Source organism: Mycobacteroides franklinii (assembly GCF_001853795.1).
In the GTDB taxonomy this organism is placed as follows: domain Bacteria; phylum Actinomycetota; class Actinomycetes; order Mycobacteriales; family Mycobacteriaceae; genus Mycobacterium; species Mycobacterium franklinii.
On the sequence record NZ_MLIK01000019.1, the window covers coordinates 1,428,343 to 1,443,583 of the forward strand.

Annotated in this window: 16 protein-coding genes; 13 read left to right on the plus strand and 3 right to left on the minus strand. The window is 63.3% G+C overall.

Annotated features, from left to right (window positions below):
- Positions 1–11 precede the first annotated feature (11 nt).
- Entirely contained in the window at positions 12–1,202 is a 1,191-nt protein-coding gene (locus BKG76_RS14530) for an acyl-CoA dehydrogenase family protein (RefSeq protein ID WP_070938248.1), read from the minus strand.
- Between the two features lie 229 nt (positions 1,203–1,431).
- Between BKG76_RS14530 and BKG76_RS14535 the strand changes: the two genes are divergently transcribed.
- The 12 genes from BKG76_RS14535 to BKG76_RS14590 all read left to right on the plus strand — a co-directional run bounded on the left by BKG76_RS14535 (position 1,432) and on the right by BKG76_RS14590 (position 13,100).
- Positions 1,432–1,623 (plus strand): ferredoxin, encoded by a 192-nt coding sequence (locus tag BKG76_RS14535; protein WP_030096329.1) that lies wholly within the window; start codon positions 1,432–1,434, stop codon positions 1,621–1,623.
- A 94-nt stretch (positions 1,624–1,717) separates the two neighbouring features.
- The gene (locus BKG76_RS14540; RefSeq protein WP_070938249.1) at positions 1,718–2,623 is read left to right on the plus strand and encodes a 3-oxoacyl-ACP reductase; all 906 of its coding nucleotides are present in this window, start codon (positions 1,718–1,720) and stop codon (positions 2,621–2,623) included.
- Positions 2,624–2,863: 240 nt separating this feature from the next.
- Positions 2,864–3,631, plus strand: coding sequence for an MlaE family ABC transporter permease (locus BKG76_RS14545; protein ID WP_070938250.1), 768 nt, complete (start codon positions 2,864–2,866; stop codon positions 3,629–3,631).
- Between the two features lie 53 nt (positions 3,632–3,684).
- Positions 3,685–4,491, plus strand: coding sequence for an MlaE family ABC transporter permease (locus tag BKG76_RS14550; protein ID WP_070939243.1), 807 nt, complete (start codon positions 3,685–3,687; stop codon positions 4,489–4,491).
- A gap of 7 nt (positions 4,492–4,498) precedes the next feature.
- Positions 4,499–5,701, plus strand: coding sequence for an MCE family protein (locus BKG76_RS14555; protein WP_070938251.1), 1,203 nt, complete (start codon positions 4,499–4,501; stop codon positions 5,699–5,701).
- Positions 5,701–6,735, plus strand: coding sequence for an MCE family protein (locus BKG76_RS14560; protein ID WP_070938252.1), 1,035 nt, complete (start codon positions 5,701–5,703; stop codon positions 6,733–6,735). Before BKG76_RS14555 ends, BKG76_RS14560 begins: the two co-directional genes overlap by 1 nt.
- Complete coding sequence (locus BKG76_RS14565; protein ID WP_070938253.1) at positions 6,728–7,786, plus strand: MCE family protein; 1,059 nt, start codon at positions 6,728–6,730, stop codon at positions 7,784–7,786. Before BKG76_RS14560 ends, BKG76_RS14565 begins: the two co-directional genes overlap by 8 nt.
- Positions 7,783–9,177, plus strand: a complete 1,395-nt coding sequence (locus BKG76_RS14570; protein ID WP_070938254.1) for an MCE family protein — start codon at positions 7,783–7,785, stop codon at positions 9,175–9,177. Before BKG76_RS14565 ends, BKG76_RS14570 begins: the two co-directional genes overlap by 4 nt.
- Before the next feature lie 41 nt (positions 9,178–9,218).
- On the plus strand, positions 9,219–10,382 hold the full coding sequence (locus tag BKG76_RS14575) for an MCE family protein (protein WP_070938255.1): 1,164 nt from the start codon (positions 9,219–9,221) through the stop codon (positions 10,380–10,382).
- Positions 10,382–11,911: an MCE family protein gene (locus tag BKG76_RS14580; RefSeq protein WP_070938256.1), complete on the plus strand. Its 1,530-nt coding sequence runs from the start codon at positions 10,382–10,384 to the stop codon at positions 11,909–11,911. Before BKG76_RS14575 ends, BKG76_RS14580 begins: the two co-directional genes overlap by 1 nt.
- Entirely contained in the window at positions 11,908–12,618 is a 711-nt protein-coding gene (locus BKG76_RS14585) for a mammalian cell entry protein (protein WP_070938257.1), read from the plus strand. The genes BKG76_RS14580 and BKG76_RS14585 overlap by 4 nt, the downstream gene beginning before the upstream one ends.
- Positions 12,597–13,100, plus strand: coding sequence for a mammalian cell entry protein (locus BKG76_RS14590; protein WP_078282339.1), 504 nt, complete (start codon positions 12,597–12,599; stop codon positions 13,098–13,100). The genes BKG76_RS14585 and BKG76_RS14590 overlap by 22 nt, the downstream gene beginning before the upstream one ends.
- On the opposite strand, the gene BKG76_RS14595 is transcribed toward BKG76_RS14590, so the two are convergent.
- Complete coding sequence (locus BKG76_RS14595) at positions 13,097–14,608, minus strand: alpha,alpha-trehalose-phosphate synthase (UDP-forming) (RefSeq protein ID WP_070938259.1); 1,512 nt, start codon at positions 14,606–14,608, stop codon at positions 13,097–13,099. The two genes, BKG76_RS14590 and BKG76_RS14595, sit on opposite strands and share 4 nt — an antisense overlap.
- 30 nt (positions 14,609–14,638) lie before the next feature.
- Positions 14,639–14,803, minus strand: a complete 165-nt coding sequence (locus BKG76_RS24875) for a hypothetical protein (RefSeq protein WP_109420746.1) — start codon at positions 14,801–14,803, stop codon at positions 14,639–14,641.
- 76 nt (positions 14,804–14,879) lie between these two features.
- On the opposite strand from BKG76_RS24875, the gene BKG76_RS14600 reads away from it, so the two are divergent.
- Positions 14,880–15,236: a cupin domain-containing protein gene (locus BKG76_RS14600; protein WP_070939244.1), complete on the plus strand. Its 357-nt coding sequence runs from the start codon at positions 14,880–14,882 to the stop codon at positions 15,234–15,236.
- The last annotated feature ends 5 nt before the right edge of the window (positions 15,237–15,241 follow it).

The following is a 15,241-nucleotide window of genomic DNA, read 5'->3' on the forward strand; positions in this document are numbered from 1 at the left end:
TGCAATCCCTTCTAGCGGCTTGCCGCGGGTTGGCCGAGGGCAGTCATCGCGATGATGTCGCGTTGAACCTCGTTGGTGCCACCGCCGAATGTGAGGATCAGGCAGGCCCGGTGCATCCGCTCGACACGGCCGCGCAGCTGTGCACCCGGAGAGCCTTGCCGCAGCGTCGCGGCTGTCCCGAGAACCTCCATCAGAAGACGGTAGGCCTCGGTGGCCAGTTCGGTGCCAAAGACTTTCGTGGCCGAGGCGTCGGCGGGGGAGGGAGCGGCATCGGTATTGGAGGCCAGCTCCCAGTTGATGAGCTTGAGGTACTCGACCTTGGCATGCACCTTGGCCAGGTTCAGCTGAACCCATTCGGAATCGATGATCCGAGATCCTGGGCCCTCGCCCAGGATTTTGGTGTTCTGGGCCCACTCGCGCACCTCACGCAGTGCGGTGATGATCGGCGCCGACGAAACCAGCGCCACGCGCTCGTGATTCAGCTGATTGGTGACCAGCTTCCAGCCTGCGTTCTCTTCGCCGACCCGGCTTGTGACCGGCACGCGCACATCTTGGTAGTAGGTGGCGCTGGTGCCGGGCCCGGCCATGGTGCGGACCTTGGTGTACGAAAAGCCCTCGGCGGTGGTGGGCACGATGAGCATGGAAATACCGCGATGCTTCTTGACCTCGGTGTTGGTGCGTACCGCCAGCCAGATGTAGTCGGCGTACTCGATGAGGCTTGTCCACATCTTCTGGCCGTTGATGACGTAGTCGTCGCCGTCGCGGACCGCCGAGGTGCGCAGCGAGGCGAGGTCGGTGCCGGCGCCGGGCTCGGAGTACCCAATAGAGAAGTGCAGCTTGCCCGCGGCGATCTTCGGCAGGAAGAAGTTCTTCTGTTCGTCGGTGCCGAAATGCATGATCGTCGGTGCGACGCTGTTGATCGTCAGGAACGGCACCGGTGCGCCGGCGATCGCGGCCTCGTCGGTGAAGATCAGCTGATCCATCACCGAACGGTCCTGCCCGCCGAATTCCTTGGGCCAGCCCAGCGCGAGCCATCCGTCGGCACCCATCTGCTCGACGGTCTCGCGGTAGACGTTGCCGCTGCCGTATTCACCCTGATTCGAGGCAAGGGCCTCGCGCCGTTCCGGGGTCAGCAGTTTGTCGAAGTACGCGCGTAGCTCGCGGCGCAGCTCTTCCTGCTCGGGCGTGTAGGCAATGTGCATGTGTGACCTCCGCTGCTGTGGACCTCAAGTGTGACCCACATTGACACATGAGTTGTAACACGTTCTAGTCTAGGGAGTCCAGACGCGACGCTATCGCACAATCGCGGCCCCGAGATCCCTGGCCTCGCCAGGGTTGTGTCGATGGTCACGTGTCGTAGTCTGGCGATACAGCCCAGCTAGACGACGGAGTCGGCTCATGGAGCCGGAGACTCCGATGAGGAGGTTTCCAATGCGTGTCGGTGTAATTCCTGACCGTTGTGAAGGCAACTTGGTATGCCTCGGGATCGCTCCGGAGGTGTTCGACGTCGACGATGACGACTATGTCGTCATCCTGCAGGAGGAAGTGCCGGCCGATCAGGAGGATCTGGTCGAGCAGGCGATCGCGGAGTGCCCACGCGCCGCGTTGATTCGCAAAGACTAGAGGCATTCGTAAATCACCCCGGCTTGGGAGCTCGGACGAGCGGAGCCGGTGTGATCGAGTGCGTCGGGACGCACCGGACTGAAGGGATACATATATGAGCGCGATTGCTGATGCCGATCTGAGTGGCCGGGTTGCCATTGTCACCGGCGCCGCCGCAGGACTCGGCCGTGCCGAGGCGATCGGTTTGGCACGGTCCGGGGCGACCGTCGTCGTCAACGACATCGCGCCCGCCCTCGAGAAGAGCGATGTGCTCGACGAGATCGCCTCGGTGGGATCCAAGGGCGTTACCGTCGCCGGCGATATCGGCGAGCGCGCGACCGCCGATGAGCTGATCTCCACCGCCGAATCCCTGGGTGGCGTGCACATCGTGGTCAACAACGCCGGCATCACCCGCGACCGGATGCTCTTCAACATGTCGGACGAGGAGTTCGACGCCGTCATCCATGTACACCTGCGCGGCCACTTCCTGCTGACTCGCAACGCCGCCGCCTACTGGCGCAGTGCGTCGAAGGCCGCGGGCGCCCCCGTCTACGGACGCCTTATCAATACGTCCTCCGAAGCGGGCCTCCTCGGGCCTGAGGGGCAGGCCAACTACGGCGCCGCGAAGGCGGGCATCACCGCGCTGACATTGTCGGCTGCGCGTGCCCTGGGTCGGTCTGGAGTGCGCGCCAATGCCATCGCCCCGCGCGCCCGCACCGCGATGACGGCCGGTGTTTTCGGTGACGCGCCCGAGGATTCGATCGACCCGCTTTCCCCCGAACATGTCGTGACATTGGTGCGGTACCTGGCCTCGCCCGCGGCCGACTCGGTGAACGGTCAGCTGTTTATCGTGTACGGACCTACCGTGACGTTGTTGGCGGCGCCTACTGTGGAGGCGAAGTTCACTGCGGATTCCGATGCCTGGGATCCGTCAGCACTTAATTCGGCCCTGGCTGATTTCTTTGCTGAACACGATCCCAAGCGCACATTCTCCGCGACTGCGCTGATGGTCGAAGATTAAAGAACGACGAGGGTGACGGTGCGATCGTAAGTAGAACGAGTTCTATTTATCGCATCAAATCCGCAGGATAAAGTGGACGTGGCGTGCGATTTGCCTGTCTGCGGATGAATTGACACTAAGAATTTTTTCTCGTTAATATGGTGCGCCTCACAGCGTGGTAGGTACACGTCGATCGTTAACCGGATCATGGGGGCGGGCGAGACTTCGGCAGTACCGGGATGTGTGAGACAGGAGCAGAGGTTGAAGCAGCAGCTCGCGGCGCCCGCGCGCGCCGTCGGCGGCTTCGTCTCCATGTCGCTGGCCACGTTCCGTAACATCTTCCGTCGCCCGTTCCAGGGCCAGGAATTCCTGGACCAGACCTGGTTCATCGCCCGCGTCTCGTTGCTGCCGACGCTCCTGGTGGCCATCCCGTTCACCGTGCTGGTGGCCTTCACGCTCAACATCCTGCTGCGCGAGATCGGCGCGGCAGATCTGTCCGGCGCCGCGACGGCCTTCGGCACCGTGACACAGCTCGGCCCGGTGGTCACCGTGCTCGTGGTCGCGGGCGCCGGTGCCACGGCAATCTGCGCCGATCTGGGGGCGCGCACCATTCGCGAGGAGATCGACGCGATGCAGGTGCTCGGCATCGATCCGATCCAGCGGCTCGTGGTGCCGCGGGTGCTGGCGTCGACCTTCGTCGCATTGCTGCTGAACGGCCTGGTGTGCGCCATCGGCATGGTCGGTGGCTATGTGTTCTCGGTGTTTCTGCAGGGGGTCAACCCCGGTGCGTTCATCAACGGCCTCACGGTGCTGACCGGTCTGGGTGAGTTGATGATCTCGGAGGTCAAGGCCTTCCTGTTCGGCATCTTCGCCGGCCTTGTCGGCTGTTATCGCGGACTCACCGTCAAGGGCGGACCCAAGGGAGTGGGCGATGCGGTCAACGAGACCGTCGTCTACTCCTTCATTTGTTTGTTCGTCATCAACGTCGTGATGACGGCCATTGGCGTGCGGGTCCTGGTGAAGCACTAGTGACCGGACCGTATCTTTCGACGCACACGCTGACCTCCTATACCGTTCGGTATATGCGTGGATTGGGACGCTCGTTCGACAAATTCGGGGAGCAAGCCCTCTTCTATGCGCAATCGCTGAGCTACATCCCGGCGGCGCTGACCAAATACCGCAAGGAAACGATCCGGGTACTCGCCGAGATCACCATGGGCACCGGAGCCCTGGTGATGATCGGCGGAACCGTGGGTGTCGCGGTGTTCCTGACGCTGGCCTCCGGTGGTGTCATCGCGGTCCAGGGCTACTCCTCGCTCGGCAACATCGGCATCGAGGCCCTCACCGGCTTCCTATCGGCCTTCCTCAACGTGCGCATCATCGCGCCGGTGGTGGCAGGTATCGCGATGGCGGCGACGATCGGTGCCGGAACCACCGCGCAGTTGGGCGCCATGCGGGTTGCCGAAGAGATCGACGCGCTGGAAACCATGGCGGTGCACGCGATTTCGTATCTGGTGTCCACGCGCTTGGTGGCCGGGCTCATCGCCATCATCCCGCTGTACTCGCTGTCGGTGCTGGCGGCATTCTTCGCATCCCGCGCGACCACGGTCATGATCAACGGCCAGTCTCCAGGCGTGTACGACCACTACTTCAACACCTTCTTGGTGCCCACCGACCTGCTGTGGTCGTTCCTGCAGGCGATCGTCATGTCCGTGGTGGTGATGCTCGTGCACACCAACTACGGGTTCAACGCCTCCGGCGGGCCGGTCGGCGTGGGCGTCGCGGTCGGTCAGGCCGTACGGACCTCGCTCATCGTGGTCGTGCTTGTCACCCTGTTCATCTCACTCGCCGTGTACGGCGGGTCCGGCCATTTCAATCTGTCGGGCTAGGGGTCAGATGTCGTCAGCAGATTCGTCGCGCCGATCCGTGCGGCTTGCCGGTGCGGTGCTGGCTGCGATCCTGGTGGGGTTCACGGCGCTGACCTATTTCGCTTACAACGACGCGTTTGCCGACACCAAGCCCATCACCGTCGTCTCGCCGCGGGCCGGTCTGGTGATGGAGGAGGGTGGCAAGGTCAAGTTCCACGGCCTGCAGATCGGCAAGGTCAAGTCGATCACCTATGCCAACGAGCAGGCCAAGCTGGAGCTGTCGGTCAACGCCAAGGACCTGCGCCTGATTCCGTCGAATGCCACCGTGCGGATCGCGGGCACCACCGTCTTCGGTGCCAAATCGGTGGAATTTCTTGCTCCGCAAAAGCCCTCGGACTCATCGCTGCGACCAGGCGCGACGGTGACCGCGGAGGCGGTGGCTCTCGAAGTCAATACCGTGTTCGAGAACCTCACCCGGCTGCTCGGCAAGATCGACCCGGTCAACCTCAACGCCACCCTGACGGCAGTGGGTGAAGGGCTGCGCGGAAATGGGGATAACTTCGGTCAGGGTCTGGTCGAGCTCGATCAATACTTGGATCAGCTGAACCCGAAACTTCCTACCCTGCAAGAGGATTTCCGGAAGGCCGGACAGGTGGGGCAGATCTATGGCGATGCCGCACCGGACATCGTGCGTATCCTGGACAACCTGCCCCCGCTGAGCCGCACCGTCGTGGACCAGCAGCAGGACCTCAAGGCCACGCTGCTCGCGGCAATTGGTCTGGGCAACAACGGATACGAAACGTTGGCCCCGGCCGAGAAAGATCTCACCGCGGCGCTGCAGCGGTTACGCGCCCCCACCACCCTGCTCGGTAGGTACTCACCGGAGATTCCCTGCACGCTGCAGGCGATCTCAAAGGCGTTGGTGACCTTCACCCCGCTCATCGGCGGCGTGCGGCCCGGTCTGTTCCTGACCAACAGTTTCCCGCTGGGTGCGCCGGTGTACACGTACCCGGACAGCCTTCCCATCGTCAACGCCTCCGGCGGGCCCAATTGCCGTGGACTACCGAATATTCCGACCAAGACGCAGAACGGGTCATGGTTCCGGTCACCCTTCCTGGTGACCGATAACGCCTACATCCCGTACAAGCCGCTGGAAGAATTGCAAGTCAACGCTCCCGACACCCTGCAATACCTCTACAACGGTGCCTTCGCGAAGCGAAGTGAGTTCTGATGAAGCGTGGCACGCAGATCAAAGTCATCGTCTTCACCGTGGTGATGCTGCTGGTGGCAGCGGGATTGATCATCACCTTCGGCGAGTTCCGATTCGGTTCCGGGAAGCGCTATCACGCGATCTTCACCACGGCCTCCGATTTGCGGTCCGGGCAGAAGGTGCGCATCGCGGGCGTGCCGGTGGGTCGCGTCAAGAATGTGTCTCTGAATCCGGACAACACTGTCGAGGTCACCTTCGACGTTGATTCGAAGTATCAGCTCTACAGCTCCAGCCGGGCCATCGTCAGGTACGAGAACCTGGTCGGCGACCGGTATTTGGAGATCTCCTCGGGCCCAGGGGAATTGCGGAAGCTGCCCGATGGCGGAACGCTCGACAAGGAGCACACTCAGCCAGCTCTGGATCTGGATGCACTGCTCGGCGGACTTCGGCCCATGCTCAAGGGATTCGACGCCACCAAGGTCAACGAGATCAGCAACGCGTTCATCCAGATTCTGCAGGGTCAGGGTGGGACGCTCTCTCAATTATTGGGCGACACATCCTCATTCACCGCCGGACTGGCCGAACATGATCAACTGATCGGTGACGTGATCAACCACCTGAACGAGGTACTGGCCACCGTCGATTCGAAGAGCAGCCAGTTCTCCTCGAGCGTCGATCAACTGCAGCAGTTGGTTTCCGGCTTGGCGCAACAGCGTGACGTGGTGGCCGGAGCGCTACCCCCGCTTGCCTCGACCGCCTCATCGCTGGAATCGGTACTCAAGGACACCCGCCCCTACATCAAGGGCACCATCGAGCAGGCTCGTCAGCTGGCCACACGGGTCGATGAACGCAAGGCCGATGTCAACGTCGTCGTGGAGAATCTGGCCGAGAACTACCTGCGGCTTAACGCTCTTGGCGCGTACGGATCGTTCTTCAACATCTACTACTGCTCCATCCGGATCAAGGTCAACGGGCCGGTCGGAACCGACTGGCTGATTCCGTTCGGTGGACCGCCAGACCCGTCGAAGGGCAGGTGTGCCTTCAAGAATGAGTGACATTCAGGAGAAAGATCCGGTTCGGACCGGCATCTTCGGTATCGCCGTGGTGGCGATGTTGGTGCTGGTCGCGTTCGGCTACACGAGCCTGCCGTTCTGGCCGCAGGGCAAGAAGTACACGGGATACTTCGCCGATTCCGGAGGCATCGAGCCGGGCGGCAACGTCTTCGTGTCGGGCATCAAGGTCGGCCAGATCAAGGATGTCTCCCTGGCGGGCAACAAGGTTCGGGTGGACTTCACCGTAGATCGCACCATCCGATTGGGTGATCAGTCGCTGGCCGCGATCAGGACCACCACTGTGCTGGGTGAAAAATCGCTCTCGGTGACTCCCGCCGGGTCCGGTCATATCACCGAGATTCCGTTGGGCCGCACCACCACTCCGTACACGCTCAATAGCGCACTGAGTGATTTGGGCGCATCGGCAGGCGGGATCGACAAGGCGCAGCTGGACCAGTCGCTGCAAGTCATCACCGAGGCGATGCGTGATGCCACCCCGCAGCTGCGCGGAGCTCTGGACGGTGTCGCCTCGCTCTCCCGCACGCTGAACGCGCGTGATGCCGCGCTCGAGCAGCTGTTGACGCACGCCAAGTCCGTCAGCGGAATTCTCTCCGAGCGCGCCGGTCAAGTGAACAAGCTTGTCACCGACGGCGATCAGCTGTTCGCCGCGCTCGATGAGCGGCGGCTGGCGATCAGCGAGCTGATCAACCGTATCCAGGGACTCTCGCAGCAGATCAGTGGATTCGTGGCCGATAACCGCCAAGAGTTCCGCCCCACCATGGAGAAGCTGAACGTCGTGCTCGATGACCTGCTGGACCGCAAGGCACACATCAGCGAGGCGCTCAAGCGCCTGCCCGGATATGGCACGGCCCTCGGCGAAGTCGTGTCCTCGGGGCCGGGCTTCCACGTCAACGTCTACGGTTTCCCGCCGGCCACGCTGACCGCCGTCGCATTCGACGCCTACTTCCAGCCCGGCAAGCTGCCCGCCAGCCTCTCGGACTACTTGAACGGTCTGATCGGTGAGCGCCAAATCATGAGGCCGAAATCGCCATGACAACATCGAAATCCTGGCTCAAAAAGGGCGTCTTCGCGTTGCTCTCCGTGGCACTCCTGGGCGGCCTCCTGTACTGGGTATGGCCCAGCCGCGGAACCTACAAGATCGTCGGTCATTTCGCGTCGGCCATCGGGCTGTACCCGGGCGACGATGTCCGGATCCTCGGCGTGAAGGCCGGGCGGATCACGGCCGTCGAACCCCGTGAGGGTGACGTGAAGGTCACCATGGAAATGCCGGACAAGTTCAAGGTGCCCCAGGGGGCCCAGGCGATCATCATGGCCCCGAATCTGGTGACCGCCAGGTTCGTGCAGCTGACTCCCGCCTACACCGACGGGCCCGCGTTGGCCGACGGGGCCTCGTTGGGTTTGGACAAGACCGCCGTTCCGATCGAATGGGACGAGGTCAAGACCGAGCTGGCCAAGCTCAGCGACAGCTTGGGGCCACAGGGCCAATCTAAGGGCCCGGTCAGCGATTTCATCAACCAGGCGGCCACCACCTTCGACGGCAACGGTGACTCGTTCCGCAACTCGGTGCGCGAGCTCTCGCAGGCCGCCGGACGACTCGGTGACTCTCGCACCGATCTGTTCGGCACTATCAAGAACTTGCAGACGCTGGTGGACGCGTTGGCCAACTCCAACGAGCAGATCGTGCAGTTCAGCACTCATCTGGCATCGGTGTCCAAGGTGTTGGCGGCCAGCACCGAGAACCTCGGTGCCACTTTGGGTGCGCTCAATCAGGCGCTCACCGATGTGCGGGGCTTCCTGGGGGACACCAACTCTGCCCTCATCGACCAGGTGAACAAGCTCAGCGATTTCGTCAAGATCTTCTCCGACCAGAGCGACGACCTGGAACAAATTCTGCACGTCGCACCGAACGGCCTGGCCAACTTCTACAACATCTACAACCCCGCCGCCGGCACCTTGAACGGCATGCTGTCGATTCCGAACTTGGCCAACCCGGTGCAGTTCATCTGTGGTGGTGTGTTCGAAACAGGAACCAAGACCGAGTATCTGAAACGGGCCGAGATCTGCCGCGAACGGATGGGGCCGGTGTTGCGCCGGGCGACCTTCAACTATGCGCCGATCTTGCTGCACCCGATCAACCAGATTTCCGCGTACAAGGGACAGATCATCTACGACACCCCCGAGACCGAGGCGAAGTCGCAGGCGCCCCGTGAGGATCTGGTCTGGGTCCGCCCGAATGGCGCACCGCCGCCGCCGAAGCCGTCGCCGCAGGATCTGAGCGCGCTGATGCTGGGCCCTGACGAAGTCAACGCACCGCCGCCGCCGGGCACGGAGCTGCGTCCCGCTGAGCCGGGTCCGGTACCGCCAGGTCTGCCCGTCGCTGCGGATGACGTTGCACCGCCTGCGATTCCGGGGGCGCCGCGATGAGCCGTCTGAGTTCAACGCTGTTCGCGCGAGGTCCTCATCGCATGCTGCGTGGCGTGGCCATGGCTATCGGTGTCACCGTCGTCGCCAGCGGATGCCAGTTCAACGGACTGAATTCACTGAGCCTGCCTGGTACTGCTGGGCATGGTTCGCGGTCCTACACCATCACCGTCGAGCTGCCCGATGTCACCACGCTGCCGCAGAACTCGCCGGTCATGGTGGACGACGTCACGGTGGGCAGTGTGTCGGGTATCGATGCCTTCCAAAAGCCGGACGGCTCTTGGTATGCCGGGGTCAAGGTGTCATTGGGGCCGGAAGTGCACCTGCCGGCGAATGCCGTTGCGAAGGTTGCCCAGACCAGCCTGCTCGGCTCGCAGCACATCGAGCTTGCCGCGCCCGCGGGAGAGCCCGCGGAGGGCAAGCTGACCGCCGGAGACACCATTCCGTTGAGCCGGACCGGTAAGTATCCCAGCACCGAAGAGGTGCTGTCGGCGCTGTCCGTTGTGGTCAACAAGGGCAATCTCGGTGCACTGCAGGACATCACCGACGAGACCTACAACCTCTTCAAGGGGCGTACCGGCAACTTGACTCAGGTGCTGCCGAAACTCGCCACGCTGATCTCGTCGCTCAACTCTCAGCGCGACGACATCATCTCGGCCATCGAGGGCATCGACAAGTTTTCGCGAGTACTGGCCGAACACAAAGAAAGCCTTGGGCGTGCGATTGATTCAATCGAACCCGCCCTTAAGGTACTCAACGAGAATCGCGCCAACATCATCGAGGCGTTCCGCTCGGTGGGGAACCTCGCGAAGATCACCGACCGGGTACTGCGGACCACCAAGGAAGACATCGTCGCCGACCTCAAGGGGCTGTACCCGGTTGTTCGGGCACTGGCGGAGAACCGGGACGTCCTGATCGACAGCCTCGATCTGCTGCCCACGTTCCCGTTCAGTACCAAGTATCTGCGCAACGCTGTTCGCGGTGACTACCTGAACGTGTTCGTGACGTTCGACCTCACCGCCCGGCGTCTGGGCGAAACGCTTTTCACCACATCGTTCTTCGACCCGAACATGCAGCACTTCAATGACGTGGTGAACCCGCCGGAATGGCTCATCGGATCCATGGCCAACCTGAACGGCAAAGAGACCAGCCCGTTCGATCTGCCCGCACCCGCGGCACCCGCCGCGCCGCAGGGAGGTGGCCGCTGATGGAAAAGCTGATCAAGATACAGCTGGCGATCTTCGCTGTTGTCACGGTAGTCAGCGTGGCGCTGATGGCGATCTTCTACCTGCGGGTGCCGACGGCCCTCGGCATCGGAAAGCGCGATGTGCAGGCGCAATTCGTCGCCTCGGGCGGGCTGTACCAAAACGCCAACGTCACCTTCCGCGGTGTGCAGATCGGTCGCGTCACCGATGTCGAACTGACTCCCCAGGGCGTCACCGCCACCATGCGGATCAACGACGACGTGAAGGTGCCGGGCAATGTGCTCGCCGCCGTCAAGAGTGTCTCGGCCATCGGCGAGCAGTACGTGGATCTGACGCCGCCCCCGACGGGTGCCGTCGGGATCCTGCGGGCAGGCGATGTCATCGGTACCGATCGCACCTCCATTCCCACCGACGTCTCGACGCTGCTGCGTCAGGCGGACGGTCTGGTGAACACCGTCGCGGACACCCGGCTGCGCGAGGTGCTGGCCGAGGCGTTCAAGGCGTTCAACGGATCCGGCCAGGAACTTTCCCGGCTGATCGACTCGTCGCGGTTGCTGATCCAAGAGGCCAACACCAACTACGACAGCACCACCAAACTCGTCGATCAGGTGGGGCCGCTGCTGGATGCCCAGATTCGCAGTGGTGACAACATCCGCGGATCCGTGTCGAGCCTGGGCGCGTTGACGGAGCATTTCGTCAAGGCAGACCCACAGCTGAGGCAGTTCCTCAAGGTGGCGCCGGGTGCTACCGAGGAAGCCTCGCAACTGTTCGCGGGCATTCGTCCGTCTTTCCCGGTGCTGGCGGCGAGCCTGGCCAATCTGGGGCGTGTCGGCGTCATCTACAACAAGTCCATCGAGCAGTCGCTGGTGATCCTGCCCGCGTTGTTCTCTGCGCTGCTGACGGTGGCTGGTGGTGCGCCCATGGACGAGGGCGCGAAGTTGGACTTCCGGCTGAACCTGGGTGACCCGCCGCCATGTCTGACCGGATTCGTGCCGGCGCCGCTGATGCGCACCCCGGCCGACGAGACCCTGCGCGAGCTGCCCCGGGACATGTATTGCAAGACCGCCCAGAACGATCCGAGCGCGGTGCGCGGCGCGCGCAACTATCCGTGCCAGGAATTCCCCGGCAAGCGGGCGCCGACCATTCAGCTGTGCCGCGACCCACGCGGCTATGTGCCGATCGGTAGCAACCCGTGGCGCGGCCCACCCGCCCCGTATGACACCCCGGTGGAAGATCCGCGGAACATTCTGCCGCCCAACAAGTTCCCGAATATCCCACCGGGTGCCGAGCCAGACCCGGGTACTCCGACGCTGCCGCCGCCACCTCCACCGGCCCCGGAAGCACCGCCGGCCGGTGGCGGCGTGATGCCAGTAGCAGCGAAATCGGCGCCGATGGCGGCACGTGCCTATGATCCGAAGAATGGTGTGTTTCTCGACGCCAACAATCAGCCGAGTGTGTACGCGCCCGCACTGGACCGTGGCAGCGAGGCCGAGACGTGGGCGGATCTGATGCTGGGACCGAAGCCGGTATGACCGAAGAAGAAAACAAAGCCGCCGAGCCCGATGCTCCTCGCGCAAGCGGCTTATCGCCGACCACTCGGCGACGTGCGGCGCGTCCGGCCGGCCCGACGGGCGAGATCAGCGCTGAGCCGATCAGTGTGTCGCTGGGCCGTACCGAAGCCCGGTCGAAACCCGAGCCCACCGTTGCCGATACCCGTCGGCCGGGTAACACACGCGGCGTGATGCGGGCTGCCGCGGTGTTGGCGGTGGTGCTGATCGCCGCGTTGGGAGTGGCTTTGGCGCTCATGGGTCGCGCCCAGCACCGTGACGATCTGCGGGCCGCGCGCGATCAGCGTTTCGTGGACACCGCGGTGCAGGCGGTGACGAACATGATGACCTACAGCCCGGACAGCATCGACAAGAACGTCGACCAGTTCGTCAACAGCACCAGCGGACCATTGCGGGGCACGTTCAATCCCGACAACACCGCCAATCTCAAAGCGCTGTACCACCAAACCGGCACCAGCTCGGAAGTGGTGATCAAGAAGGCGAGCCTGGAGAGTATCGACGAGGTGAGTAAGAAGGCCTCGATCCTCATCTCCGCGCGGGTGACACTCACCAACGCCGACTCGGGGGTCAACGAGCCCTCGAAGTCGTATCGCATGCGGATGATCGTCGCCGAGGATCAACAGGGCACTATGACCGCGTATGACCTGCGGTGGCCGGACGGGCAGAGCTAATGCGTTGGCTGACACGAATTTTCGTCGCAGTAGTGGTACTTGCCGTCGTCGGGTTATCCGCGGTGGCCGGTGGAATGTACTGGCACCGGGTCGACACGATGGCCAGCCGGGCGGCGGGGGAGACGCTCATCAAGCAGGCCGGCAAGCAGGTCGGAAGCATCTTCGGATACGACTATCAGACAGTCGAGCGCAGCCTTGACGAACAGTACCCGGGGCTGACCCCCGAGTATCGGCGTGAATTCGAAGACAAGGCCAACAGGGAAATCATCCCGCAGGCCAAGCAGCGCAAGATCGTCAGTCAGACCAGCATCGTAGGAACCGGAATCATTGCGGCGCACCGGGACTCGGCGCAGGTCGTCGTGTACATGAACCGCACCATCACCGACCAGTCGCGCACGCCCGTGTACGACTCGTCATCGATTGAGGTGGACTACACGCGTGCCGGAGACAAGTGGCTGATCTCCTACATCACACCGCTTTAGAGGGGCTCGCCGCCCAGCACCGCGGGCTGCTCCGGTGCGATCGAATCGCCGGTTGCCGGGGTCGATAGCGCCTCCAGGAACGCGCGCGCCCACCGATCCACATCGTGCGCGAGCACCTGACGGCGCAGCGCCCGCATCCGGCGCCGCCCCTCTTCGGGGCTCTGGTTCAGCGCCGATTCGATACCGTCCTTCACGCCGTCGATATCGTGCGGATTGACCAGATAGGACTGGCGTAATTCCGCTGCCGCGCCGGTAAATTCGGAGAGCACGAGCGAGCCGCCCAGATCGCTGCGGCACGCGACGTACTCCTTGGCCACCAGGTTCATACCGTCGCGCAGGGGTGTCACCAACATGACATCGGCGGCCACAAAGAAAGCGATGAGGTCTTCGCGCGGCACCGGTCGATGCAGATAGTGCACCACCGGGTGCCCGACCTCGCCGAACTCTCCGTTGATGTGGCCCACTTGCTGCTCGACATCGCCGCGCATCTTCTTGTAGCTGTCGACGCGTTCGCGGCTGGGTGTTGCGAGCTGAACGAAGACGGTGTCGGTGCCGCTGGCGCGGCCCTCGGCGAGTAGCTCCTCATAGGCGCGCAGCCGGATGTCGATACCCTTGGTGTAGTCGAGCCGGTCCACGCCCAACAGGATCTTGCGCGGACCCCCAAGTTCGGCGCGAATCTCCTTGGCGCGCTGGCGGATCTGCTTGCTGCGAGACACGCTGTCGAGTTGGGCCGAGTCGATTGAGATCGGAAAAGCGCCCACCTTCACGGTGCGGAAGCCCACGCGGATCTCGCCGAATCGGGAGCGCACGCCGATGGATGCGCGAGATGTGCTGGCACCCACCAGTCTTCGCGCCAGGTACATGAAGTTTTGGGCGCCCCCGGCCAGATGGAAGCCGATCAGGTCGGCGCCCAGCAGACCGTCGACGATCTCGGTGCGCCAGGGCATCTGCATGAACAGCTCGACAGGCGGGAACGGGATATGCAGGAAGAAGCCGATTGTCAGGTCGGGGCGCAACATGCGGAGCATCTTGGGTACCAATTGCAGCTGGTAGTCCTGCACCCACACCGTCGCGCCCGGTGCCGCGACCGCAGCCGTCGCATCCGCGAACTTGCGATTCACGTCGACGTACGCCTGCCACCATTCGCGGTGATACTCGGGTTTGACGATCACATCGTGGTACAGCGGCCACAGAGTGGCGTTGGAGAAACCCTCGTAATACTCGGCGACTTCCTGAGTGGAAAGGCGGACCGAGTAGAGGACCATGTCGTCCTCGGAGACCGGTTCGACGTCCGTGTCGGGGACACCCGGCCAGCCGACCCAGGCGCCGCGGCGCTTGCGCAGCAGCGGTTCCATCGCCGTGACGAGCCCGCCAGGGCTGCGCTTCCAGGTGGTCTTGCCGTCGGGCAGCTTCACCAGGTCGATAGGGAGCCGGTTAGCGACGACGACGAAGTCAGAGGTGCCGGCGACAGCCTCTACCGGCGATCGCTCATCCGATTGAGGGGCCATTATTGTTTCTCAGAAGGGAAACGTAGGTAGTTACGCGTCGACCTTGGTTGGCCCGATACCGAGCATCGCGAGAAGCATGCGGCATTCGTCGGCGTCGTTCGCGTAGGCGGCAACCACGCGCTGAGCCTGGTGGGCAGTCTCGTCCGCCAGCGGCTCGATGTCGTCGATCGCGGCTGGGTCGGTCTTGGCTGGCATTCACCCAGTCTAGTCGACACGCCGTCCGGGGCCCACACGAGGAATGTGCAGACCACCAGATCGGGTTGCTCAGGTGGTGACGAGCCCCCAGGGTGATCCCGCTCAGTTCGGTCCCAATGCTCCGGGATACGCGTGGAAATCGGCCGCCGACGTCGACCCGATCGAGCTCTTCCCCGGCGTGACGATCCAGCCGCTGTGGCAGGGCGAAAATGGAGCAAAAGCGCTGATCACTACCATCGCGCCGGGAGCGGTATGGGCGGGGGAGGATCACCATCGGCCCGGGCCGGAAGAGGTGTACGTCGTCTCTGGGGTGCTCAATGACGGGGTCAATGACTACCCGGCGGGCACTTTTCTGCACGCCCCCGCGCAGTCCTGGCACATTCCCCAGTCAGACCAGGGCTGCGTGCTTTTCCTCTTCTATCCGCAGGGGTGATGTTT